Origin of the sequence: Kutzneria buriramensis, assembly GCF_003387475.1 — a bacterium.
In the GTDB taxonomy this organism is placed as follows: domain Bacteria; phylum Actinomycetota; class Actinomycetes; order Mycobacteriales; family Pseudonocardiaceae; genus Kutzneria; species Kutzneria buriramensis.
The window spans coordinates 363365-385557 of sequence record NZ_QUNO01000006.1; the positions used below are offsets into that span (position 1 = coordinate 363365).

A 22193-nucleotide genomic window follows, 5' to 3' on the forward strand; every position below is an offset into this window, starting at 1 on the left:
TACGTCAGGTAGACAGTGGGCAGATGCCCGCGTCCGCCGGACCCGTATGGAGACCCGATGAGCAAGGCCAGCACCCCGAAGAAGCCGGCGGCCGCCGACAGCCACGACCTGATCCGGGTGATCGGCGCGCGCGAGAACAACCTGCGCGACGTCAGCGTCGAGCTGCCCAAACGGCGGCTGACGGTGTTCACCGGGGTGTCCGGCTCGGGCAAGAGCTCGCTGGTGTTCTCCACCATCGCGGCCGAGTCGCAGCGGATGATCAACGAGACGTACAGCGCGTTCGTGCAGGGCTTCATGCCGACGCAGAACCGCCCGGACGTGGACGTGCTGGACGGCCTGACCACCGCGATCATCGTGGACCAGCAGCGGATGGGCTCCGACCCGCGCTCCACGGTCGGCACCGCCACCGACGCCAACGCGCTGCTGCGCATCCTGTTCAGCCGGCTGGGCAAGCCGCACATCGGCTCGCCGCAGGCCTACTCCTTCAACGTCGCCTCGGTCAGCGGCGCCGGTGCCGTCAGCTTCGAGAAGGGCGGCCGGCAGGTCCGGGAGAAGCGCACCTTCAGCGTCACCGGCGGCATGTGCCCGCGCTGCGAGGGCCGCGGCTCGGTCACCGACATCGACCTCACCCAGCTCTATGACGACAGCAAGTCGCTGTCCGAGGGCGCGCTCACCATTCCGGGCTACACGGCGGGCGGCTGGAATTACCGTCTGTACGCGTCCTCCGGTTTCGTCGACCCGGCCAAGCCCATTCGCAAGTACACCAAGAAGGAGCTCAACGACTTCCTGTACAAGGAACCGACCCGGATGAAGATCGAGGGGATCAACATGACCTATGAGGGTCTGATTCCCCGGATCCAGAAGTCCTACCTGTCCAAGGACAAGGAGGGCATGCAGCCGCACATCCGGGCGTTCGCCGACCGCGCGGTCACGTTCATGACCTGTCCCGACTGCGGCGGCACCCGGCTGAGCGAGGGCGCGCGCTCGTCGAAGATCAAGAAGATCAGCATCGCGGACGCCTGCCGGATGCAGATCAGCGACCTGGCCGAGTGGGTGCGCGGCCTGGACGAGCCGTCGGTGGGCCCGCTGCTGGAGACGCTGGGCCAGACCCTGGACTCGTTCGTGGAGATCGGCCTCGGCTACCTGTCGCTGGAGCGGCCGGCGGCGACGCTGTCCGGCGGCGAGGCGCAGCGCGTGAAGATGATCCGTCAGCTGGGTTCCTCGCTGACCGACGTCACCTACGTCTTCGACGAGCCGACGATCGGCCTGCACCCGCACGACATCCAGCGGATGAACGAGCTGCTGCTCCGCTTGCGGGACAAGGGCAACACCGTCCTCGTCGTGGAGCACAAGCCCGGCACCATCGCCATCGCCGACCACGTCGTCGACCTCGGCCCCGGCGCGGGCGCCGCCGGCGGCACCGTCTGCTTCGAGGGCACGGTGGAGGGCCTGCGCAAGAGTGGCACCGTCACCGGCCGGCACTTCGACGACCGTTCCAAGCTGAAGGCGGCCGTCCGCAAGCCGACCGGCGCGCTGGAGATCCGCGGCGCTACGACCCACAACCTGCGCAAGGTCGACGTCGACATCCCGCTGGGCGTGCTGGTGGTCGTCACGGGTGTGGCCGGTTCGGGCAAGAGCTCCCTGGTGCACGGTTCGATCCCGGCGGAGCTGGACGTGGTGTCGGTGGACCAGACACCGGTGCGGGGCTCGCGGCGCAGCAACCCGGCGACCTACACCAGCCTGCTGGAGCCGATCCGCAAGGCGTTCGCCAAGGCCAACAACGTGAAGCCGGCGCTGTTCAGCGCCAATTCCGAGGGGGCCTGCCCGGTCTGCAACGGCGTCGGCGTCATCTACTCCGACCTGGGGCTGATGGCCGGCGTGGCGACCACGTGCGAGGTCTGCGAGGGCAAGCGGTTCGAGGCGTCGGTGCTGGAGTACAAGCTGGGCGGCAAGGACATCAGCGAGGTGCTGGCGCTGTCGGTGACCGACGCCGAGGAATTCTTCGGCGCGGGCGAGGCCCACCTGCCGGCCGCGCACGCGATCGTGGAGCGGCTCGCCGACGTCGGCCTGGGCTACCTCAGCCTGGGCCAGCCGCTGACCACGCTGTCCGGCGGTGAGCAGCAGCGCCTCAAGCTGGCCACGCACATGGGGGAGAAGGGCGGCGTGTACGTCCTCGACGAGCCGACCAGCGGCCTGCACCTCGCCGATGTCGAGCAGCTGCTGGGTCTGCTGGACCGGCTGGTGGACGCGGGCAAGTCGGTGATCGTCGTCGAGCACCACCAGGCGGTGATGGCCCACGCGGACTGGATCATCGACCTCGGCCCCGGGGCCGGCCACGACGGCGGCAAGGTCGTCTTCGAGGGCACGCCGGCCGAGCTGGTGAAGAAGAAGTCCACGCTGACCGGCGAGCACCTGGCGGCCTACGTGGGCGCCTGACCTGCGGCGGCACAACGTGAGACACACTTTCGGTGTGTCTCACGTTGTCCACATACCGACTGGTCGGTACTATCGCCACCGTGCCTGACAACCGTGTGGTGGACGCCGTGGTCTTCGACTACGGCGGCGTGCTGACCACGCCCCTGAGCGCGACGACCGGCGGCTGGCTGGCCGCCGACGGCATCGACCCGGCCGGCTTCGCCGCCCTGATGCAGGCCTGGCTGGGCCGGGACGCCGAGCCCGACAACCCGATCCACCTGCTGGAGACCGGCGCGCTCCCGGTGGCGGAGTTCGAGCGGCAGTTCGCGGCCCGGCTGGTCAGCACCACCGGTGCCCCGGTCGTCGCCGAGGGCGTGCTGGGGCGGCTGTTCGCCGCGATGTCGCCCAGCGAAGAGATGAACCAGCTGGTCCGCGACCTGCGCGAGCGGGGTCAACGCATCGGGCTGCTGTCCAACAGCTGGGGCAACGACTACCCGCACGACGTGCTCGACGAGCTGTGCGACGTGGTCGTGATCAGCGGCGAGGTCGGCCTGCGCAAGCCGGACGAGCCGATCTACCGGCTGCTGCTGGACCGCCTCGACCTGCCCGCCGAGCGGGTGGTGTTCGTCGACGACTTCACCGCCAACGTCCGCGCGGCGCAGGCGATCGGCATGCACGGCATTCGACACGTCGATCCCGCCAGCACCCGCGCGGCGCTGGCCGAACTGTTGGGGGAGGACCTGTGACCGGCGAGCTGCCCGGCCTGGACACCGAGACCCTGGCCAAGCACCTGGACGCCGCCGGCCTGCTGGCCGGGCCGCTGGCGGCGGAGCTGATCCCGGGCGGCCGGTCCAACCTGACCTACCGGGTCAGCGATGGCACGCACAACTGGGTGCTGCGCCGGCCGCCGCTGGGCCACGTGCTGGCCACCGCGCACGACATGGGCCGAGAGTTCCGGGTGATCTCCGCGCTGGCCCCGACCAAGGTGCCGGTGCCGAAGACCGAGCTGTTCTGCGGCGACGACTCCGTCATCGGTGCGCCGTTCTATTTGATGGAACGGGTCGACGGCACGCCGATGCGGTCCCGCGCCGACACCACAGGCCTGTCCGAGGCGCAGGCGGCGCAGGTCGCCGACGACCTGATCGACGTGCTCGCCGAGCTGCACGAGGTCGACCCGAACGCGGTGGGGCTGGGCGACTTCGGCCGTCCCGAGGGCTTCATGAACCGGCAGGTCGCCCGCTGGCGCAAGCAGTTGGACGCCTCCCGCAGCCGGGACCTGCCCGGCATCGACGACCTGCACGCCCGGCTGGCCGCGACCGTGCCGACCGCGCCACGGACCACGATCGTGCACGGCGACTACCGGCTGGACAACGTGCTCGTGACGACCGAGCCGCTGGGTATCAGCGCCGTGCTGGACTGGGAGATGTCCACGCTCGGCGACCCGCTCTCGGACCTGGGCCTGTTCGTCGTCTACTGGGAGGGCGTCAGCCAGGCCGACGACCCGATCACCAACGGGGTCAGTCTCACTCCGGGCTTCCCGACCATCGACACGCTGGTCGAGCGCTACACGCGGCGCACCGGCCTGGACGTCACCGGCCTCGGCTGGTACGTCGCCTTCGCCTACTTCAAGCTCGCGGTGATCTTGGAAGGCATCCACTACCGGTTCGTGCAGGGCGGCACGGTCGGCGCCGGCTTCGAGCGGATCGGCGCCCTCGTCGGCCCGCTCGTCGAGCACGGCGCCGCCGCCGTCGCCGCAGTCAAGGAGGACTGATGGAGTTCGAGTACGACCAGCGCACCCAGGAACTCGTCGGGCAGTTGACCGAGTTCATGGACTCGCACGTCTACCCGGCCGAGGCCGCGCACGAGCAGTGGGTGCTGGACAACCCGACCTCGTGGGACGCGCCGCCGGTCATCGAGGAGCTCAAGGCCGAGGCCCGCAGGCGTGGCCTGTGGAACCTGTTCCTGCCGGACAAGGAGCACGGCGCCGGCCTGACCAACCTCCAGTACGCGCCGCTGGCCGAGATCACCGGCCGCAGCCCGGCGCTGGCCCCGGAGGCCACCAACTGCGCCGCGCCGGACACCGGCAACATGGAAGTGCTGGCCATGTTCGGCAGCGCGCAGCAGCAGGAGCAGTGGCTCAAGCCGCTGCTGGCCGGCGAGATCCGCTCCGCGTTCTGCATGACCGAGCCGGACGTGGCCTCCTCGGACGCCACCAACATCGCCACCCGCATCGAGCGGGACGGCGACGAGTACGTGATCAACGGGCGGAAGTGGTTCGCCTCCGGCGCGATGAGCCCGCGCGCCAAGATCTTCATCGTGATGGGGCAGACCGATCCGGAGAACCAGGATCGGCACCGCCGGCAGAGCCAGGTGCTGGTGCCCCGTGACACGCCCGGCGTGAACGTCAAGCGAGGCATGCACGTCTTCGGCTTCACCGACGGCGCGCACGGCGGCCACGCGGAGATCGAGTTCTCCGACGTCCGCGTGCCGGTGAGCAATGTGATCGCCGGCGAGGGCGAGGGCTTCGCCATCGCGCAGGCCCGGCTCGGCCCCGGCCGCATCCACCACTGCATGCGGCTGATCGGCATGGCCGAGCGCGCGGTGGAGCTGATGTGCCGCCGGACCGTCAACCGGGTGGCGTTCGGCAAGCCGATCGCCGACCAGGGTGTGATCCAGGAGTGGATCGCCGAGGCGCGGGTGGCCATCGAGCAGGCCCGGCTGCTGGTGCTGAAGACCGCGTGGCTGATGGACACCGTCGGCAACCGCGGCGCGCACACCGAGATCCAGGCCATCAAGATCGCCACGCCGGCGATGGCCGAGAAGATCATCGACCGGGCCATCCAGGCCCACGGCGGCGGTGGCGTCAGTCAGGACTTCCCGCTGACCACGCTGTGGGCGTCGGCCCGCATGCTGCGCCTGGCCGACGGCCCCGACGAGGTGCACAAGATGTCGCTGGCCCGCCGGGAACTCCGCCCGTACCGTCCGTCCCGCTGAGATAGTCGATGGGCGCTCACCCCGCAGAGGTGAGCGCCCATCTCGCCATCAGAGCTTGTCCAGCACCGTCGAGGTCAGCCGGTAGGCCTTGGCGGTGCCGTTGGTCGCGGTGGCGCAGCCGCCCGGCTTCACCGTCACGTACACCGGGTCGCCCTTGGGGTACGCGAAGATCACCAGGTCGGTGAGCCCCTGATCCATCGGGCACATGGTGCCGCGCGGCGGCGGTGCGGTGTCCGAGGAGTTGAGGGCCACGGCCAGCGCCTTGGCGTCGGCGACCTTCACCGACTTGGCCAGGCGCGCCGACCCGGACCCGCCGTAGTTGCAGGCCACTGCCACCGCCGGATCGCCGGGCACCATCGGCGAGGCAGGCCCCGCCATCGGGTGCGGCGGCAACGTGTCGGGGCACACCGGCGCGGCGGTGCCGCTCGCCGGCGGTGCTTGCTGGGGTGAGGCACAGGCAGCGACCGACAGCAACACGCCTGCCAGCAGTAACGGCGCCGAACGCATGATCGTCGACCTCCCAGTGTCCGATATCGGGAAGACGGAACCGGTCAGCCCTGGGGTTGCATGGCCGTGACCACGTGCCGGCGCACGGCGTCGATCCCGAACAGCGCCAACCACTCCTCGACGACGGCGGCGGTCGGGCTGATCACCGCGATGTACCCGTCGGGCCGCACCAGGACGTGAGTGCCGGCGGCGACGTCGTACCCCTCGAACGCGTCGCCGATCGTCAGCCAGGTCAGGTGCGGCCCGCGGAACAGGTCGAACAGCCGGGTCCCATCGGGCAGGGAGCCGTCGGGCGCGCGGTCGCCGGCCCGCAGCGCGCCCGGCCGTTCGCGGTCGTCGATGGCCAGCGGCCCGCCGCGGTGGGTGATGTCGAGCTGGTGGATCGCCGGCGCCGGACCCGTCGTCGGCCGGAAGTTCCGCTCGTGCATCGCGCTGGACAGCCCCAGCACCTGCGCGGCGACCGGCAACCGCTCGGCCTCGTAGCTGTCGAGCAGTTCGTCCGGGGCCCCGCGCAGGACGGCGGCCAGCTTCCAGCCGAGGTTGTACGCGTCCTGCACGCTCGTGTTCAGGCCCTGCCCGCTGGCCGAGGAGTGCACGTGGGCGGCGTCTCCGGCCAGCAGCACTCGGCCGGTCCGGAAGCGGCTCACCATGCGCACATTGATTCGGTACACCGAGATCCACCGCAGGTCGTGCAGGGTGATGTCGGTGCGGCCGGTCCTGGTTTCCAGCAGCCGCTGGACTGTTTCCAGCGTGGGATTCTCGGCGTCCTCCGGCGTCACCGACGCGACGAGTTGGTAGTAGTCGCTGTTGGGCAGGTTCCACAGGGAGAACCGCTTCGTCACGTCGCCGGCGTTGGTGATCATGTGGCAGGCGACGCCGGCGAGGCCGTCCGCTTTGACGTCGCCGACGAGCGTCCGCTCCCTCTCGTACGTCTCGCCCTCGAAGCCGACGCCGATCAGCTTGCGGACGGCGCTGCGGCCGCCGTCCGTGCCGACCAGGTAGTCGCCGGTGATCACCTCGTCGACGCCGTTGCGTCGGACCGTGATTCGCACGTCCTCGTCCTGGTCGACGTCGAGGACCTCGCAGTTGTACTCGATCCGGCCGCCCAGTTCCTCGAACCGGTCGCGCAGGATGGAGTCGGTGCGCCACTGGGGGATCAGCCAGGGCAGTGGGTAGGGGACGTCGGGGGAGACCTGCGGCTCCTCGATGCCCAGCATCTCGTGCAGCGCCCGTTCCCAGACGATCTCCGTGCCGGCGTACATGCGGAACTTCGGGAACGGCATGCCGCCTTCGCGGATCGTGTCGAGCACGCCGAGGTCGTCGAACACCTCCAGGGTCCGCGGCTGGAGGCCCTTGCCGCGCGAGCCCGGGAACAGGCTTTCCTCGCGTTCCAGCAGCCGGCACGGGATGCCGCGCCGGGCCAGTTCGATGCCCAGCGTGAGGCCGGTGGGGCCGGCCCCGGCGATCACTACCGTCATTTCTCTCCCCCTTGTCTCAGCAGGACCAGCAGGACGTCGTCGACGACCCGTTGGATGAAGGCCTCGTCGAACACGCCGTTGGCGAGCTGGCGCATGACCATCGCCTCGGCGACGTCGTGCACCAGCTCGCTGTCCGCGTCGGGCGGCAGCTCGCCTCGGTCGACCGCGCGCTGGAGGCTCACCAGGAACGGCGACAGCTCCTCGTTTGCCACGTGCTCGTCCAGCGCCGCTGCGAGCTCAAGGTCGTGCTTGGACGCCGCGATCAGGCCGGTGATCATGGCCAGGTAGCTCTCGCTGGCCCGTTCGCGCAACGCCCGCATCACCGCGAACAGGTCCGAGCGCAGCTCGCCGGTGTCGGGGATTGCCGCGTTCTGGTTCGCGTCGTAGGCGTCCAGGGCGGCCTTGACCAGCTGGGCCTTGTTCCGCCAGCGGCGATAGATCGTTGCCTTGCTGGCCTGCGCCCGCGCCGCGACGGCGTCCATGGTCAGCGCCTGGTAGCCGACCTCGCCGATCAGCTCGATGGTCGCAGCCAGGATGGCGTCCTCGCGTTCCTTGCCTCTCACCACGGGTCGAAGTGTACGAAACGGTTTCGTACACTTCAAGCGGATTTGCTCTGTACCTAGTGGTATGTACAGTGGCGGCATGCACGCGATGCAGTACGAGATCACCCTGCCCGCCGACTACGACATGGCGATCATCCGGCGCCGGGTCGACACCCTGGGGCCGCTGCTCGACGACTTCCCCGGACTGGGGCTGAAGGCCTACTGCGTGCGGGACCGCGCCGACGGCTCGCCGGTGAACCAGTACTCGCCGTTCTACCTGTGGCAGACCGTCGCCGGCATGAACTCTTTCCTCTGGGGAGAGGGGTTCCGGCGGTTGTGCGATTCGTTCGGGCGGCCGGTGGTGCAGCAGTGGACGGCGTTGGCGTATCTGCGTGGGCCTCGATTCGGGGTCGTGCCGACCCGAGCCAGCAAGGTCGTCACGAGCGTGTCGCCCGATGAGGTGCCGGACGCCGTCGCCGGGCTGAAGGTCGAGGACGGCGTGCATTCGGTCGCGCTTGCCATCGACACCCGGGGCTGGGAGCTCGTGCGATTCACGCTGTACGAGGACAATCCCGACGCCGAGTACGCGGTGCGGCATCTGTCCGCGCCCGGTGTGGAGGCATTGCCGCTGGGGAGGCACTGGTGATCCGCACGGTGCTCGGTGACGTCGACCGGCTTGGTGTGACCAACTCGCACGACCACCTGTTCTTCGCCAGCAAGGCGCTACCGGGTCAGGAACTCGACGACGTTGGGGCGGCTTTGGTTGAGCTGCAACGGTTTTGCCGTGCCGGCGGGCGGGCGGTGGTGCAGTGGACGCCGTACGGGCTGAACCGGCGGCTCGACGCGCTGCCGGACCTGTCGCGGCGGTCCGGTGTCTCGATCGTCGCCGCCACGGGATTCCATCAGGTGCAGCACTACTCGGCGGACTTCGTGGCGGAATCGTTGCCGCGTCTGGAAGAACTGTTCGTCAACGATATCCGTCACCATCGCGCTGGTCTTGTGAAGATCGCCGGCGGGTTTCACGGTCTGGATGCGCATGCCGTGCGGACCATGGAGGCCGCGGCTGCTGCGCACCACGAGACCGGGGCGCCGGTGAGCGTCCATCTGGAGCTGGGCACCGGGGCGCTGGACGTGCTGGATCTGCTGTGCGGGCGGCTGGAGATGCCGCCGGAGCGGGTGATTCTGGGGCACCTCAACCGGTTTCCGGACGTGTGGGCGCAGCGGAGGGCGGCGGAAGCGGGGGCGTGGTTGGCGTTGGACGGGCCGTCGCGGGCGAATCATGCGACGGACTGGATGATGCCGACGCTGCTCGTCGACCTTGCCGACGCCGGGTTCGCCGGGCAGTTGCTGGTGGGTGGGGATACGACGACCGCTGGGGCGCGGGGGATGCCGGGGATGGCCTACCTGCTGAAGCGGCTCCGTCCGCGGCTGGAGGCCGAGCTGGCGGAGCAGGTGTTCGTGGTGAATCCGGGGCGGGCGTTTGACGCGTTTTAGGGTGCTTTTGTTGGTGGGATCTGGGCGCTTTGTTTTGGTTGCCTGCGCGGGGGTTGTTCGTTGCCTACGCGGGGATTTTGTGCGGAGCCTCTGAACGACGGCTTTGAGGGGCATCTCCGGGGCAGGCTACGCCCGCCCCTCACGCCGACAAGCTTAAGCCATCGTCCCCCTCCACACAAAATCCCCACTCAAGCCGTTCGTTGCCGGTCGCGTTGTTCACGGCGGTCGCCGACGATTATGCATGAAACTCGATTCACCCGATGGTGATTCGAGTTGGATCTTGTAGGCGAGTATTCTTAGAGGTATGGAACTCACCCGAGAGTTGGAGAGAGCGGAGCCCAGTGGGGCCCTGTTCGACCTTCTCGCGGGGCTCGATCTGGACGCCCTTTCCGCCGACGAGCGGGTCACCGTCACCATTCTCGCCCGTAAGATCCGGGCCTTCGCCGACTACGTGGAGTTGGCTGTGCTGCGGGGTGTCGAGGACACCGCCGAGTTGGCGATGGCCATCACCGAACCCGAGCAGACCGTGGCCCGCCGCAAGGAGTTGACCGAGGATCTGCGGACCCTGCCCCGCCTGATGGACCAGTTGCGGCAGGGGCGCCTGGACCTGCGGCGGCTCGAAGCGGTCCGTGATCGGGTCCGGAACCTGCCGTCCGTGGCGCTCATCGCCGAGGTCGAAGACGCCCTGCTTGAGGTGGCTCCCGGCTTGACCCACTCGCAGTTGGGCCGGCGGACCACCGCCCTGGTCGCGCAAGCCGACCCCACCGGCTACGAACAACGCCACCAGAAAGCCAAAGCCGACCGTCGCGTGGAGATCCGGCCCCTGCCCGATGGCATGGCCCACCTCACCGCCATACTGCCCGCCGTCGAGGCCCGCATGATCCACGACCTGCTCTGCGCCGACGCCAAAGACCTCCCGAAGGACGAGCGCACCACCGACCAGAAACGCGCCGACGCCTTCCTCGACCGCTTCCTGGGCAACGTTGGGAAGCGCGATGTCCAGGTCCACGTCACCATCTCCATGGAAACCTTGATGGGGTTGACCGAAGACCCCGCCCTACTCGAGGGCTACGGCCCCATCTCCGCCGACACCGCCCGAGAGTTGGCCATGGACGGCATCTGGCGCGCCATCCTCCTCGACGAACACGACCACGCCGACACCATCGGCAAACACACCTACCGCCCCGGCCGCCGCCTCAAAGAACTCGTCGGCGTCCGCGCCGGCAGTGTGTGCTCCGCACCGGGCTGCACCCGCCCCATCCAAGAAGGCGACCACGTCACCCCCTGGCCAAAGGCCACACCACACTCGCCAACGTCAAAGGCCTCTGCACCCGCCACCACCACCTCAAACACGACACCCACAAGGTCACCGTCGACAACGACGGCACCCTGCACTGGACCACCCCACTCGACCGCACCTACACCACCACACCCCACCAATACTGACCACCCCGGCGGCCCACAGACCCACACACCGACCAGTCATCCCCATCGCCCCACCAGACCTCCGCCCCACCGGGCCACAGACCCACACACCGGCCAGCCGCCCCAATCGGGGCCGCCCCCTCGGGCCACCCCTATCGCCCCACCGGGGGCCACCACCCCGCCCGACCACCGCCCAGCCGGACCCCACCCAGCCGGACCCCAGCCAGCCGGACCCCAGCCAGCCGGACCCCAGTCCGCCGGACCACCGCGCCACCCAACCTCCGCCAGCCGCACCTCAGCCCGCCGGACCACCGCGCCACCGCGCCACCGCCCCGCCGGACGACCGCACCACCCGACCACCGCCCCGCCAAGCCACCGGCCAGCCACCCCACCGCCAAACCGGGCCACCCCCACGACCCATTCCCACCACCCAACCACCCCAATACCACCCCCACGTTCCTCAACAATTCCACAGCGAACCAAAAACCCGCCAAAACACCACCGACAACCACCGCCTCGGGTCGATTTTGTGTGGAGGTGGACGATGGCCTAAGCTTTCCGCGCGAGGGGCAGGCGTAGCCTGCCCCGGAAAGGCTCCTCGAGGCCATCGTCCAGAGGCTCCACACAAAATCGACCCGAACCACGCCACCCAAAACCCACACCACCACCAGCCTCAAACAACCCCAGAACGCGCCACCCTAAAAACCATGCCACCCCACCCTGAAACCACCCAGCCGTCCTAAACCACATAACCCGCACCCCAAACCACCCAGCACCACATAGCCCCAAAACCGCCCCCACCCGTACCACGGGCTACCGGCAGACAACGGCAGGCCCCTAATACGGCAGTCGGACTTCGCGACCTGACGCTGTGACCTGTTGTGTGCTGCTGGGGTGGTCGCGTACCAAAGTTCGCGGGGCCTTCGTCGCGTGGCGTGCACCGCCCGGCACCGCCAGGGACCGGGCAGTGCACGCAATCGGATTCTCGGCTATCCCGGGAGGCAGGCCGTCCCGGCCGCGATGGCTACCGCCGCGAGCACGAGCGCACTTGGCCGGAGGCCGGCGATGGCTACCAGGGCGCCCGCCACCGGCATGCTGATGCTCTCCGTCGTGGATTCGGCCGCGGAGATCACGCCCGCGACCCGGCCCAGCTTCCCCGCGGGGGCAAGCACCTGCAGGGTCGTGTTCGCAGCCGCGTAGAAGACGGTGCTGCAGACGCCCCAGACGAACGCGCCGATGTAGGCAACGAGCAGCCACGGCGTGCCCGTGAGTAGCGCTGCTGCCAGTCCGCAGCTGATCGCACCCGCCGCCAGGAGCCGTGCCGGCGACCGGCTGCCCGGCACGCGGCGGCGGATGACCGGGAGTATCAGGCCGGTTGCGATTGCCCCGATCCCGGTCGCTGCCTGGAACAGCGCGAACTGGGACGACGCCCGGCCGAGTACGTGCTGGGCGTACAGCGGTTCGATGACCAGGAACGCCCCGGACGTGAAGATCACTCCCATCCGGGCCAGCGCGATAGCGCGCAGTGCGGGTACCCGGGCTACCGCTGCTGCGCCCGCCGTGGCCGTGCGCAGCCACCTCACCCCGTTCGCAGTGCGCCTGGCTGTCTGTGTGTCGGTGCCTCGTGGTTGATCCGGCTGCGGGAGCAGCGGTAGCGCAAGGACGGCCAGCACGTTGACCAGGTACATGGCGGCGTCGGCGGCGAAAGCGACCCGGAATCCGGTGGCGGCCATCAGGACGCTGGCCGCCAGTGGCCCCGCTACCTGCCCGATCGAGGCGGTGACCCCGAGGAGCGAGTTCGCGGCGAGCAGGTCGTCGGGCTCCACGACCCGCACCAGGAGCGCGCTGCTCGCCGGACTGCACAGTGACCGGGCGGCACCGCAGGCGAGCGCCGCGACGTCCAGAAACATCAGCGATCCTGAGGTGGCCATCCCCAGCGACGTGGCTGCGGAGCAGGTGTAGCCGATGATCAGCATGGTCCGAGGGTCGAAGCGGTCGGTGAGAGCACCGGTGAATGCGGTGAGCACTATGGGCGGACCCGACCAGCACAGGGCGGTGACCGAGATGGCCGCGGGGCCGGCGCCGAAGTGGTAGGCGGCGAAGCCCCACAGGACGATGGACGCTGCCCAGCTGCACACCCAGCCGGTCGACTGGCCGACCAGGAGGAGGGCGAAGCGCGGATCATGGAACGAAGGACGGACCGGGCGCGCGGGAACACGGCGCCCAGCACAGAAAACAGGCATGACGAAAGGCCTCCACGCGAAGCTGCGACGATGGGACGTTGCAGCCGCGGCGTCGTGCGCGCGAAGGCCCTGAAGGAACCCGTCCGCCTGCGTTCAGCCCTTTCTGCGGGCTGTCACTTCGGACTGGATGTGAAAAAGAAGATCCAGGCTCAGGCGAATCGTGCGGATGACGCGGCGGCGTGGATGGCCTTGGTAATGATCGCTCTACCTCCATGGTCGGTGCGTGCACCCCGCATCATGCGGCCGCCAGACACTCGGTGCACCCGAATTAGCGGCGGCCCGCCTTGCACTCGGGCACAGCGATCTTGGACAGTTTGCCCGTAGCGCGTTGTGAGCTGCGAGGACGGCCGCATATCAGAGTCCGTCGGGTGCTCGGCGCGCGAGCAGACAGCTCCGTGATCATCATGGTGTGGCGCACGTCGAATACAGGGCGGTCTGCGCCGCCAGTGTAGAAGTGGATGGGTTCGAGGCGCACTTGGCGGAGCTGACCGGACTGATCGCGCCGTGCTTCGCGCGGCGTGACCTGCGCTCGAACGCAAGCGCGCACATCCGTGGTCTGCTGTGTCCGGGGACAGCCGGCAACTGCTGGTCGCTCGCGCAGGCGGCCGGGCACGCCCGGCCCTACCGGCTCCAGCACCTGCTGTCCGGTGCGGTGTCGGACGAGGACGAGGTACGCGACCGGGTGCGCTGCTTCGTCGCCCGCCACCTAGGCGAAGGCGGAGTGCTGATCTTCGATGAGACCGGCGATCTGAAGAAGGGAACCTGCAAGCACTACGTCTGTTCCCTGACCGACCTGGTCAAGGCCGCCGGCGTGAGGTAGGCGGTGGAAGACGATTTCCACGACTCGAAGCAGGCTACGGCCCTCGATGGCACCCAGGTGCGCGGCTATCGGGCTTGGAAACGCCACGTAACCGTCGTGATGGCGGCCTACGCTCTGCTGGCCGTCACCGCCGCCAAGGCTAGGGCCGCGTACCCGGCCCCCGTCCTGCCCGAGCACGACGAAAGCACGCACCAGATGACTGCGGCATGATCGCGCTGACCGTCCCGGAACTCCAGCGGCTCCTACCCATCGTGCTGCCCAGACACCAGCCCAAGAGCGTGGACGTGGATGCCCATCTCGCCTGGTCCGTCCGGCGCCGACGCCACCAGGCCCGGGCCCGCTGGTACCACTACCGCCGACGCCTCGCACTCATCACGTAAACCGATGTCAGATCACGAAGTCCGACTACCGTACTGACCTCTACCCCAGCAACCCCCTACAGGAAGTCCCGCCAGAACGGCACGGTTGCCACCGGCTGCCACCGCGGATCGCTCCGCTCCAGCCCCGGCCCGCCGAACTCCTGATGGATGTAGTCGGACAGGTCGACGCCGTAGTAGATGATGTCCGTCTGGTACACCGACAACACCGGGTGTCCACACGATCCGCGCCCGGCGGGCAGGTACCGGTGCCCGTACACCGGCACCAACCGCGGTACCCCGGCGAGCCGAGAGCGGGCGATCGCCAGCCGCTCGTCCACCGTATGCGGCTGCGGCCCCCACCCCTCGTCCCACATGACGTTGTGCTCCACATCGAAGAGCACCCCTTCGACCGGCCAGTCCAGCATCTGCCGCAGCACGGCCGGATCGCCGTCGCGCCAGTCGGGCCAGCCCCGCACGCGGTCGTCGTCAACGGGCAGGGCGGCGGCCAGGAACTCGCGGTGGTCGTCGGCGAACGTGAAGCCGTACATGTCCTCCACCGCAGCGAATTCCGCGTCGGTGAGGCCGGGCGCGAGCCGGCAGCAGTCCAGCGCGGCCAGCCGGGCCGCGGCATCCCTCAAACGGGGCATCCCGTCCTACCCTCCGACATCTTTATCGATCCGTAATCGTTGAGGCCGACAACATATGCCACCTTATGAGAGCGCTTCCAGCCGCCACTGTGCGCGTGCCTCGTGTGCTCAGTGAGGAGATGCCGTGTCCGGACGTCGATGGCTGGGGTTAGCCGCAGCCGCGTGTCTTGCCGTCACCGCGTTGACCCCATCCGTCTCCGCCCAATCCCTGGCCCCGAACGCCACCTGCCCGTGGGTCGGGTCCACCGCCCCCGTGCCGCAGCGTGTGGCCCAGGTCCTGGCCCAGATGACCCTCGCCCAGAAGATCAGTCTGGTGCACGGCACCGGCGGCGGCTACGTCGGGAACACACCGGCCATCCCCGCGCTGTGCATCCCGGCCCTGGGCCTGGAGGACGGCCCGGCCGGCGTCGGCGAGAACCTCGGCGGCGTCACCCAGTTGCCCGCCCCGGTCGCCGCAGCGGCGACCTGGGACGTCGACGCCGAGACCCAGTACGGTCAGCTCGTCGGCAGTGAAGAGGCCGGCAAGGGGGCCAACGTCGACCTCGGCCCGACCGTGAACATCGTCCGCGACCCCAGATGGGGGCGGGCCTTCGAGTCGCTGTCGGAGGACCCGTACCTGGCCGGGCAGCTCGGCGCGGCCGAGATCCGCGGCGTGCAGGGCACCGGAGTGATGGCCCAGATCAAGCACCTGGGCGTCTACAACCAGGAGACGAACCGGAACTCGCCGTCGGACAACGCCGTCATCGACACCCGCACGCTCCAGGAGATCTACCTGCCGCAGTTCCAGGCCGGCACCCAGCAGGGCGCCGCGTCGTCGGCGATGTGCTCCTACAGCTACGTCAACGGCACCGACGCCTGCCAGAACCCGACCCTGCTCAACAACGCGCTGAAGACGGAGTTCGGCTTCCCCGGCTTCGTGACGTCGGACTGGGGCGGCACCCACTCCACCGCCGCGGCCGTGAACTCCGGCCTGGACCAGGAGATGCCCGGCGGCGACTTCCTCGGCGGCGCGCTCCAGACGGCCGTGCAGAACGGCCAGGTGTCGCAGGCGACGGTCGACAACATGGTGAGCCGGATCCTGACCGAGATGTTCACCTTCGGCCTGTTCGACAAGCCGCACACCGGCGGCACGGGCGTCACCGTCACGTCCACCGCGCACAAGACGGCCGCACGCCAGATCGCCGCCGAGGGCACGGTTCTCCTGCGTAACAACAACAATGCCCTGCCGCTGAACACCTCGTCGGTGCACTCCATCGCGGTGATCGGCGCGGACGCCAGCACCTCGCCGCAGACCGTCGGCGGCGGCAGCGCCGCCGTCACCTCCTCCGGCACGGTCACGCCCCTGCAAGGCATCACCAGCCGCGCCGGCTCCGGCATCAGCGTCCAGTTCGCGGCCGGCAACACCTCCGGCAACATCGGCCAGGCCGTCACGCTGGCGCAGAACTCGTCGGTGGCGATCGTGTTCGCCAACTACAACGAGTCCGAGGGCAGCGACATCGGCAGCATCGACCTGCCCGGCGTACAGAACCAGCTGATCACGCAGGTCGCGGCGGCCAACCCCAACACCATCGTCGTGCTCAACACCGGCTCCGCGGTGACGATGCCGTGGGTGAACAACGTCGCAGGCATCCTGGAGGCCTGGTACCCGGGGCAGGAGGACGGCAACGCCATCGCCTCGGTGCTGTTCGGCGACACCAACCCGTCCGGCAAGCTGCCGGTCAGCTTCCCCAAGAGTCTCAGCGACGTGCCGGCGCACACCCAGGCGCAGTGGCCCGGCAGCAACGGCAACGTGCAGTACTCGGAGGGTATCCAGGTCGGCTACCGCTGGTACCAGGCGCAGAACATCGCGCCGCAGTTCCCCTTCGGGTTCGGGCTCTCCTACACCTCCTTCGCCTTCAGCAACCTCCAGGTCGGCGCGCTCGACGCGCACGGCAAGGCGACGGTGACCGCCACCGTGACCAACACCGGCAGCCGCGCCGGCTCCGAGGTCGCGCAGCTCTACGTCGGCGACCCCGCCAGCACGGGCGAGCCGCCCTTGCAGCTCAAGGGATTCACGCGGGTGACACTGCAACCCGGCGCCAGCACGACCGTCAGCTTCCCGGTGACGCTGCACGATCTGGCGTTCTGGAACAACAACGGGTGGACCACCGCCCTCGGCCCGTACCGGATCGCGGTCGGCGACACGTCCGCCAACCCGCAGCTGTCCGGCACGCTCACGGTCAGCAGCACCAACGCCGGCAACGCCGTCACCGTGACGAATCCGCAGGGCATGAGCAGCCCGGTGGGAACCGCCGTCAGCCTGCCCATCCAGGCCTCCGACTCGGCGTCCGGCCAGGCTCTGACGTTCACCGCCACCGGCCTGCCCGACGGGTTGTCCATCGCCGGCAACGGCACCATCTCCGGCACCGCGACGACCGCCGGCACCTCCACCGTCACCGTCACGGCCACCGACGGCACCGGGGCATCCGGCACGACGACGTTCGTCTGGACGACCACCACCGGCAGCAGCGGGGGCGGCGGCCACACCGGCGCGATCGTCGCCGGCGTGTCGCCCAACCTCTGCGTGGACGTTCGTTCTGCCAACAACGCCAACGGAACTCCCGTGCAGATCTACGCCTGCAACGGCACCGGCGCGCAGACCTGGACCGTCGGCACGGACGGCACTGTGCAGGCGCTGGGCAAGTGCATGGACGTCGCCAGCGCCGGCACCGCCAACGGCACCAAGATCCAGCTCTACGACTGCAACGGGACCGGCGCCCAGCAGTGGCAGGCGCAGGCCGACGGCTCGCTGGTGAACCCGAATTCCGGGCGCTGCCTGGACGATCCCTCGGCGTCCACCGCGAACAGCACGCAGTTGCAGATCTGGGACTGCAACGGTCAGGTGCAGCAGCGCTGGCAGCTGCCGTCCTGACGACAGGCCCCGGGCCGGCGGTCGAAGACGCCCGCCGGCCCGGCCCCCTGCCGCTACGGTGTCGTACGTGATCGAATCCGACTACCTCGACAGCACAAGGACTTCGTACGACACCGCGGCGGCGTCCTACGCCGACATGCTCCGCGACGCGATCGACGCCATGCCGTTCGACCGGGCGATGCTCGGGGTGTTCGCGGAGCACGTCGGCGACGGCCCGGTGGCCGATCTCGGCTGCGGCCCCGGCCGCATCGCGATCCACCTGCACAAGCTCGGCGTGGACGTGTTCGGCGTCGACCTGTCGCCGGGCATGATCGAAGTCGCCCGGCGGGACTACCCGCAGCTGCGGTTCGAGGTGGGATCCCTGCTGGACCTGGACATTCCCGACGGCAGCCTGGCCGGCGCGATGGCGTACTACTCGCTGGTGCACACGCCCGCCGCGCTGCTGCCGAAGGCGTTCGCGGAGTTCCACCGGGTGCTGCGACCGGGCGGTCATCTGTTGGTGGCGTTCAAGGCCGGTGAGCGACAGAACCACGTTTCCCATGCGTACGGCCATGATCTGTCGCTGGAGGTGTACTGGCATCCGACGGCGCTCATGAGCAGGCTGGCCGCCGAGGCCGGCCTCACCGAGGTGGCGATGCTGACCCGCGCGCCGAGCGGCACGGAGCTGGGGCCGCAGGGTTACCTGCTCGCCCGGAAGTGATGCCGCCGTCTGGGTGATCACCAGCGAATCCGCCACGGGGTCACGGGCGGGGTCGTAAGGTGCGCAGACGGTGAGCATCGAAGCTGAACACCCATTCAGGCGATCTCCCGACGCTGATCCGTGGCGGGTCCGCCTGAGGGACCGCGACGGCAACATTCTGGGCGCCGGCATCGCCTTGGCCCCTGATGCCGTCCTCACCTGCGCTCACGTGATCACCCGGGCGGCCGGCTACACCGCCGGCGGCGACGTACCCGACGTCACCGTCACCGTGGAGTGGGTGGGGCAGCGGGACACGCCGTCCACCAGCGCCCGCGTCGACGGCTGGGCCCCGACCCTGCCCGGCGGCGGCGCGGACATCGCGCTACTCAGGACCACGGAGCCGAGCGACCGGCCGGGCGCGGAGCTGCGCCGCCTGCGGTGCCCCCGCGACCGGCGGGTGCACGCGTTCGGTTTCCCGCCGCCCCACGACTTCGGCGTCTCCGCGTCGGCGACGCTGGCCGGCCGCGGCGGTCCGGAGGGCGAGTGGCTCCAGCTCGACCCGTCGGAGAACGGCGACCGCATCCGCAAGGGCTTCAGCGGCGCGGGCGTGGTCGACGACCGCACCGGCGCCGTCGTCGGCATGGTGGTCACCACCTTCCAGGACAACGAGTCCCGGCTCGCCTGGGGCATCCCGGTCGACGTCCTCCAGCAGCACGTGCCGGCGATCGCCGAGTGGATCGGCCCCGACGTCCTGTGCGGCAACTGGGAGCCGGTCATCGGCGTGATCATCATCGTCTACGGGAACGTGGTGCAGGCGACCCAGGTCGTCGACGCCTCCGGCAGGTCGGCGGCGGAGCTGTCCCGGGTGATGAGCACCCCGCCGGCGACCGGGTCGGTCGGCTTCGCCGGGCTGGAGCACGCCGAGCACCCGGAGGAGGTGCTGGACGACGTCGTCGCGCCGCTGGTCCGGCGCGGCGCGACGGTGGTGCTCCAGTTCGCCGACGAGTCCTCGCCGTCGGCCCAGCTGGCCCGGCAGTGGCAGCGCAATGCCCTGCAGGACAGGGTGGACGCCTTCGGCGAGGGCGTCGCACAGCTCGCCGAGCAGGAGCTTCTCGCCGGCCGGCGCCGCCGGCGGATCCGGAACCGCTTCACGCCCCAGCCGCAACTGCCCGACCTGCCCGCGTTGGCCGCCGAGCTGGAGCTCCCGCTGGCCGTGCTGCGCTCCGGCGTCCGGGACCAGGACCCGGCCCGGCTGGCCCGCGCGCTGCGGAACTACGAGCGGCGGCTGGTCGCCGGCCTGAACGCGGTCAACCAGGCCAATGAGGAGAACGACGCCGCGGTGATGCTCCACGAGCGGCTGCGGGGTCTGCTGATCAGCTACAACGCCAAGACTGTGCAGCACGGGCTGATGGAGGACGAGCGGCTGTCCGAGCTGTTCCGGGACGCGCGGCTGGCGCTGGACGCCGACCCGTGCGATCTGGAAGCCGCCCGCCGTCTCGTCGAGGACTACGTCGCCGAGGCGCGGAGGCGGACATGACCGACACCATCTGCTGCGGGCAGCCGGTCAGTGCCACCGGTTTCTGCGACGTCTGCGGCACGCGGCGCCTCGCCCGGCAGCCGGCGGAGCCGAGCTCGGCCACCAGCTCGTGGGCCGGCGAGAACGTCTACTCGCTGCCGGAGATCGAGGCCCGCGAGCCGAGCCTGCTCACCGACCCCACCTACCCGGAGCGCCGCCAGCACTGCGGCTCCTGCGGCCGGGCCGTGGGGCGCCGGATCGGCCGGCAGCCGCCGATCGTCGAGGGGTTCTGCCCACACTGCGCTACGCCGTTCTCCTTCCTGCCCAAGCTGAACACCGACGACGTGGTGGCGGACCGCTACACCGTGCTCGGCTGGCTGGCCATCGGCGGCCTGGGCTGGCTGTACCTGGCCCAGGACCGGCTCCTGCCGGACATGCGCGTGGTGCTCAAGGGCGTGCACAACCCCACCGACGAGCTGGCGCTGCGGCTGGCCCGCAAGGAGCGGGACACGCTGTCCCGGCTGGACCACCCGAACATCGTCCGGATCATCACCTACGTCGAGCACCCCAACCCGCGCACCGGCCGCCCCGACGAGTTCATCGTCATGGAGTACGTGCCCGGGCAGTCGCTCCAGAACCTCCTGGACACCGGCGAGAAGCTGCGCCTGGAGGACGTCACCGCGTACGGCCGCTACATCCTGGCCGCGCTGGACCACCTGCACGGCGAGGGCCTGCTCTATTGCGACATGAAGCCGGACAACGTGATGCACACCGGCGGCCGGGTCAAGGTGATCGACCTGGGCGGCACGCGTGCCGTCGGGGACCGGGACAGCGCCAAGGTCGGGACCCAGGGCTTCCAGGTCGACGACAAGGAGATCGCCGAGCGCGGCCTGACCGTGCGGTCCGACGTGCACACCGTCGGCGTCACCCTGCGACACCTGTTCAAGGCGGCCCGAAAGCACGAGGAACAGCCCGACGACGTCGCGTTCGCGGTGCAGTCGATGGAGCTGGTGCTCGCCCGCGCGACCGCCCCGTACGAGCAGCGTTTCGCCTCGGCGACGGAGATGTCCGAGCAGCTCGACGGCGTGCACCGCGAGATCCTTTCGCTGCGCGACGACAAGCCGCGGCGGATGCCGGCGACTCGGTTCGCCATCACCCACCAGCGCTTGGACACCAGCCTCGGCACGGTCCCCGCGGTGGACCGGTGGACGCGGACCGAGAAGCCGGACGGGAGCATCGAGGACGGCCGCCCGTCCGCGCCGGTCGCCGCGGCCCGGCTGCCCGTGCCCCGGCCGGCGGAGTTCGACCCGGCGGCCGAGTTCCTGGCGACGCGCTCGATCACCGCGCCGCGCCAGCTGCTGCGTGAGTACGAGAAGGCCCCCGCGGAGTCGGTCGAGCTCGATCTGGCTCGCGCCCGCGCGCACCTGGAGCTCGGCGAGCCCGCAGGGGCTCGGCGCTGCATCGACCGCGCCGCCGCCATGCTGGGCGAGTGGTCCGAGCATGACTGGCGGATCGCCTGGCACGACGGCCTGCACGCGCTGGCCTCGGACGACGTCGAGGCCGCGCTCGCGGCGTTCAAGCAGGTCTACGCCGACGTGCCCGGCGAGGTGGCGCCGAAGCTCGCCATCGGGTTCTGCCTTGAGCTGCAAGGGAAGTACGCCGACGCGCGCCGGCACTACGAGGTGGTGTGGAGCCGCGAGGAGCAGGCCAGTGCCGCATTCGGCCTGGCCCGCCTGTGCCTGCGGGCCGGCGACCGGGCCGAGGCCGTGCGGCACCTCGACAAGGTTCCTCGGGTGTCGCGGCACTACGACGCGGCCCGGATCGCCGCCGTGCGGGTGTTGCTGGCCACGCTCGGCGACCGGCGGCCGAAGGCGTCCGACATCGACGAGGCGGCCCGGCGGCTCCCACAGCTGTACCTCGACGGCGGCGAGCCGGACGGCGAGGGGCGGCAGCGGCTGATGGCCACGCTGCACGAGGTCGCGCTGGCCCACGTGCTCAGGACGAAGACCCGGACGCTGTTCGGCGAGGTCGTCACGGAGAACCACCTGCGTGAACGGCTGGAGGCGTCCTTCCGCGTGCTGGCGGATCACGCCGCCGACGACGGGCAGCGGCACGTGCTGATCGATGTGGCGAACGAGTGGCGGCCGCGGACGAAGAGGTGAC

19 protein-coding genes are annotated in these 22193 nt (G+C 69.9%); 14 read left to right on the forward strand and 5 right to left on the reverse strand.

The genetic code is table 11. The features are described 5' to 3' along the window. The first annotated feature begins 57 nt into the window (after nucleotides 1-57). The 4 genes from BCF44_RS19780 to BCF44_RS19795 all read left to right on the forward strand — a co-directional run bounded on the left by BCF44_RS19780 (nucleotide 58) and on the right by BCF44_RS19795 (nucleotide 5409). Nucleotides 58-2436 carry an ATP-binding cassette domain-containing protein gene (locus BCF44_RS19780; RefSeq protein WP_116175788.1) on the forward strand — a complete coding sequence of 793 codons (2379 nt, stop codon included), beginning with the start codon at nucleotides 58-60 and terminating at the stop codon, nucleotides 2434-2436. A gap of 80 nt (nucleotides 2437-2516) precedes the next feature. Next, nucleotides 2517-3161 (forward strand): HAD family hydrolase, encoded by a 645-nt coding sequence (locus BCF44_RS19785; RefSeq protein WP_116175789.1) that lies wholly within the window; start codon nucleotides 2517-2519, stop codon nucleotides 3159-3161. Next, complete coding sequence (locus BCF44_RS19790; RefSeq protein WP_116175790.1) at nucleotides 3158-4186, forward strand: phosphotransferase family protein; 1029 nt, start codon at nucleotides 3158-3160, stop codon at nucleotides 4184-4186. Before BCF44_RS19785 ends, BCF44_RS19790 begins: the two co-directional genes overlap by 4 nt. Next, on the forward strand, nucleotides 4186-5409 hold the full coding sequence (locus BCF44_RS19795) for an acyl-CoA dehydrogenase family protein (RefSeq protein WP_116175791.1): 1224 nt from the start codon (nucleotides 4186-4188) through the stop codon (nucleotides 5407-5409). Before BCF44_RS19790 ends, BCF44_RS19795 begins: the two co-directional genes overlap by 1 nt. A 48-nt stretch (nucleotides 5410-5457) precedes the next feature. Here the strand turns inward: BCF44_RS19795 and BCF44_RS19800 are convergent, their stop codons facing one another. The 3 genes from BCF44_RS19800 to BCF44_RS19810 are packed head-to-tail and all read right to left on the reverse strand — an operon-like array spanning nucleotide 5458 to nucleotide 7960. Next, nucleotides 5458-5916 carry a hypothetical protein gene (locus BCF44_RS19800; RefSeq protein WP_147328546.1) on the reverse strand — a complete coding sequence of 153 codons (459 nt, stop codon included), beginning with the start codon at nucleotides 5914-5916 and terminating at the stop codon, nucleotides 5458-5460. A gap of 44 nt (nucleotides 5917-5960) precedes the next feature. Beyond that, nucleotides 5961-7394, reverse strand: a complete 1434-nt coding sequence (locus BCF44_RS19805; protein WP_116175793.1) for an FAD-dependent monooxygenase — start codon at nucleotides 7392-7394, stop codon at nucleotides 5961-5963. Then, nucleotides 7391-7960, reverse strand: coding sequence for a TetR/AcrR family transcriptional regulator (locus tag BCF44_RS19810; RefSeq protein WP_116175794.1), 570 nt, complete (start codon nucleotides 7958-7960; stop codon nucleotides 7391-7393). The genes BCF44_RS19805 and BCF44_RS19810 overlap by 4 nt, the downstream gene beginning before the upstream one ends. 76 nt (nucleotides 7961-8036) lie before the next feature. Here BCF44_RS19810 and BCF44_RS19815 point away from each other — a divergent pair, with 76 nt between their 5' ends. The 3 genes from BCF44_RS19815 to BCF44_RS59210 all read left to right on the forward strand — a co-directional run bounded on the left by BCF44_RS19815 (nucleotide 8037) and on the right by BCF44_RS59210 (nucleotide 11408). Further along, nucleotides 8037-8582: a DUF4865 family protein gene (locus BCF44_RS19815; protein WP_116176023.1), complete on the forward strand. Its 546-nt coding sequence runs from the start codon at nucleotides 8037-8039 to the stop codon at nucleotides 8580-8582. Continuing rightward, nucleotides 8579-9430: a phosphotriesterase family protein gene (locus BCF44_RS19820; protein WP_211353110.1), complete on the forward strand. Its 852-nt coding sequence runs from the start codon at nucleotides 8579-8581 to the stop codon at nucleotides 9428-9430. The genes BCF44_RS19815 and BCF44_RS19820 overlap by 4 nt, the downstream gene beginning before the upstream one ends. Nucleotides 9431-10007: 577 nt before the next feature. After that, nucleotides 10008-11408: a DUF222 domain-containing protein gene (locus BCF44_RS59210; RefSeq protein WP_379801611.1), complete on the forward strand. Its 1401-nt coding sequence runs from the start codon at nucleotides 10008-10010 to the stop codon at nucleotides 11406-11408. Nucleotides 11409-11844: 436 nt separating this feature from the next. On the opposite strand, the gene BCF44_RS19830 is transcribed toward BCF44_RS59210, so the two are convergent. Next, on the reverse strand, nucleotides 11845-13098 hold the full coding sequence (locus BCF44_RS19830) for an MFS transporter (protein ID WP_116175797.1): 1254 nt from the start codon (nucleotides 13096-13098) through the stop codon (nucleotides 11845-11847). A 409-nt stretch (nucleotides 13099-13507) separates the two neighbouring features. On the opposite strand from BCF44_RS19830, the gene BCF44_RS19835 reads away from it, so the two are divergent. Genes BCF44_RS19835 through BCF44_RS55555 form a run of 3 tightly spaced genes read left to right on the forward strand, consistent with a single transcriptional unit; the run spans nucleotide 13508 to nucleotide 14298 of the window. After that, on the forward strand, nucleotides 13508-13918 hold the full coding sequence (locus tag BCF44_RS19835) for a transposase (RefSeq protein WP_116175798.1): 411 nt from the start codon (nucleotides 13508-13510) through the stop codon (nucleotides 13916-13918). A gap of 3 nt (nucleotides 13919-13921) precedes the next feature. Continuing rightward, nucleotides 13922-14128, forward strand: a complete 207-nt coding sequence (locus BCF44_RS19840) for a hypothetical protein (protein ID WP_116175799.1) — start codon at nucleotides 13922-13924, stop codon at nucleotides 14126-14128. Next, complete coding sequence (locus tag BCF44_RS55555) at nucleotides 14125-14298, forward strand: hypothetical protein (protein ID WP_170217625.1); 174 nt, start codon at nucleotides 14125-14127, stop codon at nucleotides 14296-14298. Before BCF44_RS19840 ends, BCF44_RS55555 begins: the two co-directional genes overlap by 4 nt. 56 nt (nucleotides 14299-14354) lie before the next feature. Here the strand turns inward: BCF44_RS55555 and BCF44_RS19845 are convergent, their stop codons facing one another. Then, a complete protein-coding gene (locus tag BCF44_RS19845) occupies nucleotides 14355-14924 on the reverse strand; it encodes a hypothetical protein (protein ID WP_116175800.1) in 570 nt (189 codons plus the stop codon). A 124-nt stretch (nucleotides 14925-15048) separates the two neighbouring features. Here BCF44_RS19845 and BCF44_RS19850 point away from each other — a divergent pair, with 124 nt between their 5' ends. From BCF44_RS19850 to BCF44_RS19865, 4 genes are all read left to right on the forward strand, one after another. Further along, nucleotides 15049-17835, forward strand: a complete 2787-nt coding sequence (locus BCF44_RS19850; protein WP_211353111.1) for a glycoside hydrolase family 3 C-terminal domain-containing protein — start codon at nucleotides 15049-15051, stop codon at nucleotides 17833-17835. A 67-nt stretch (nucleotides 17836-17902) separates the two neighbouring features. Next, complete coding sequence (locus tag BCF44_RS19855; protein ID WP_246015296.1) at nucleotides 17903-18535, forward strand: class I SAM-dependent methyltransferase; 633 nt, start codon at nucleotides 17903-17905, stop codon at nucleotides 18533-18535. A 70-nt stretch (nucleotides 18536-18605) separates the two neighbouring features. Beyond that, nucleotides 18606-20051 carry a S1 family peptidase gene (locus BCF44_RS19860; RefSeq protein ID WP_116175801.1) on the forward strand — a complete coding sequence of 482 codons (1446 nt, stop codon included), beginning with the start codon at nucleotides 18606-18608 and terminating at the stop codon, nucleotides 20049-20051. Further along, entirely contained in the window at nucleotides 20048-22192 is a 2145-nt protein-coding gene (locus BCF44_RS19865; protein WP_116175802.1) for a serine/threonine-protein kinase, read from the forward strand. Before BCF44_RS19860 ends, BCF44_RS19865 begins: the two co-directional genes overlap by 4 nt. The last annotated feature ends 1 nt before the right edge of the window (nucleotide 22193 follow it).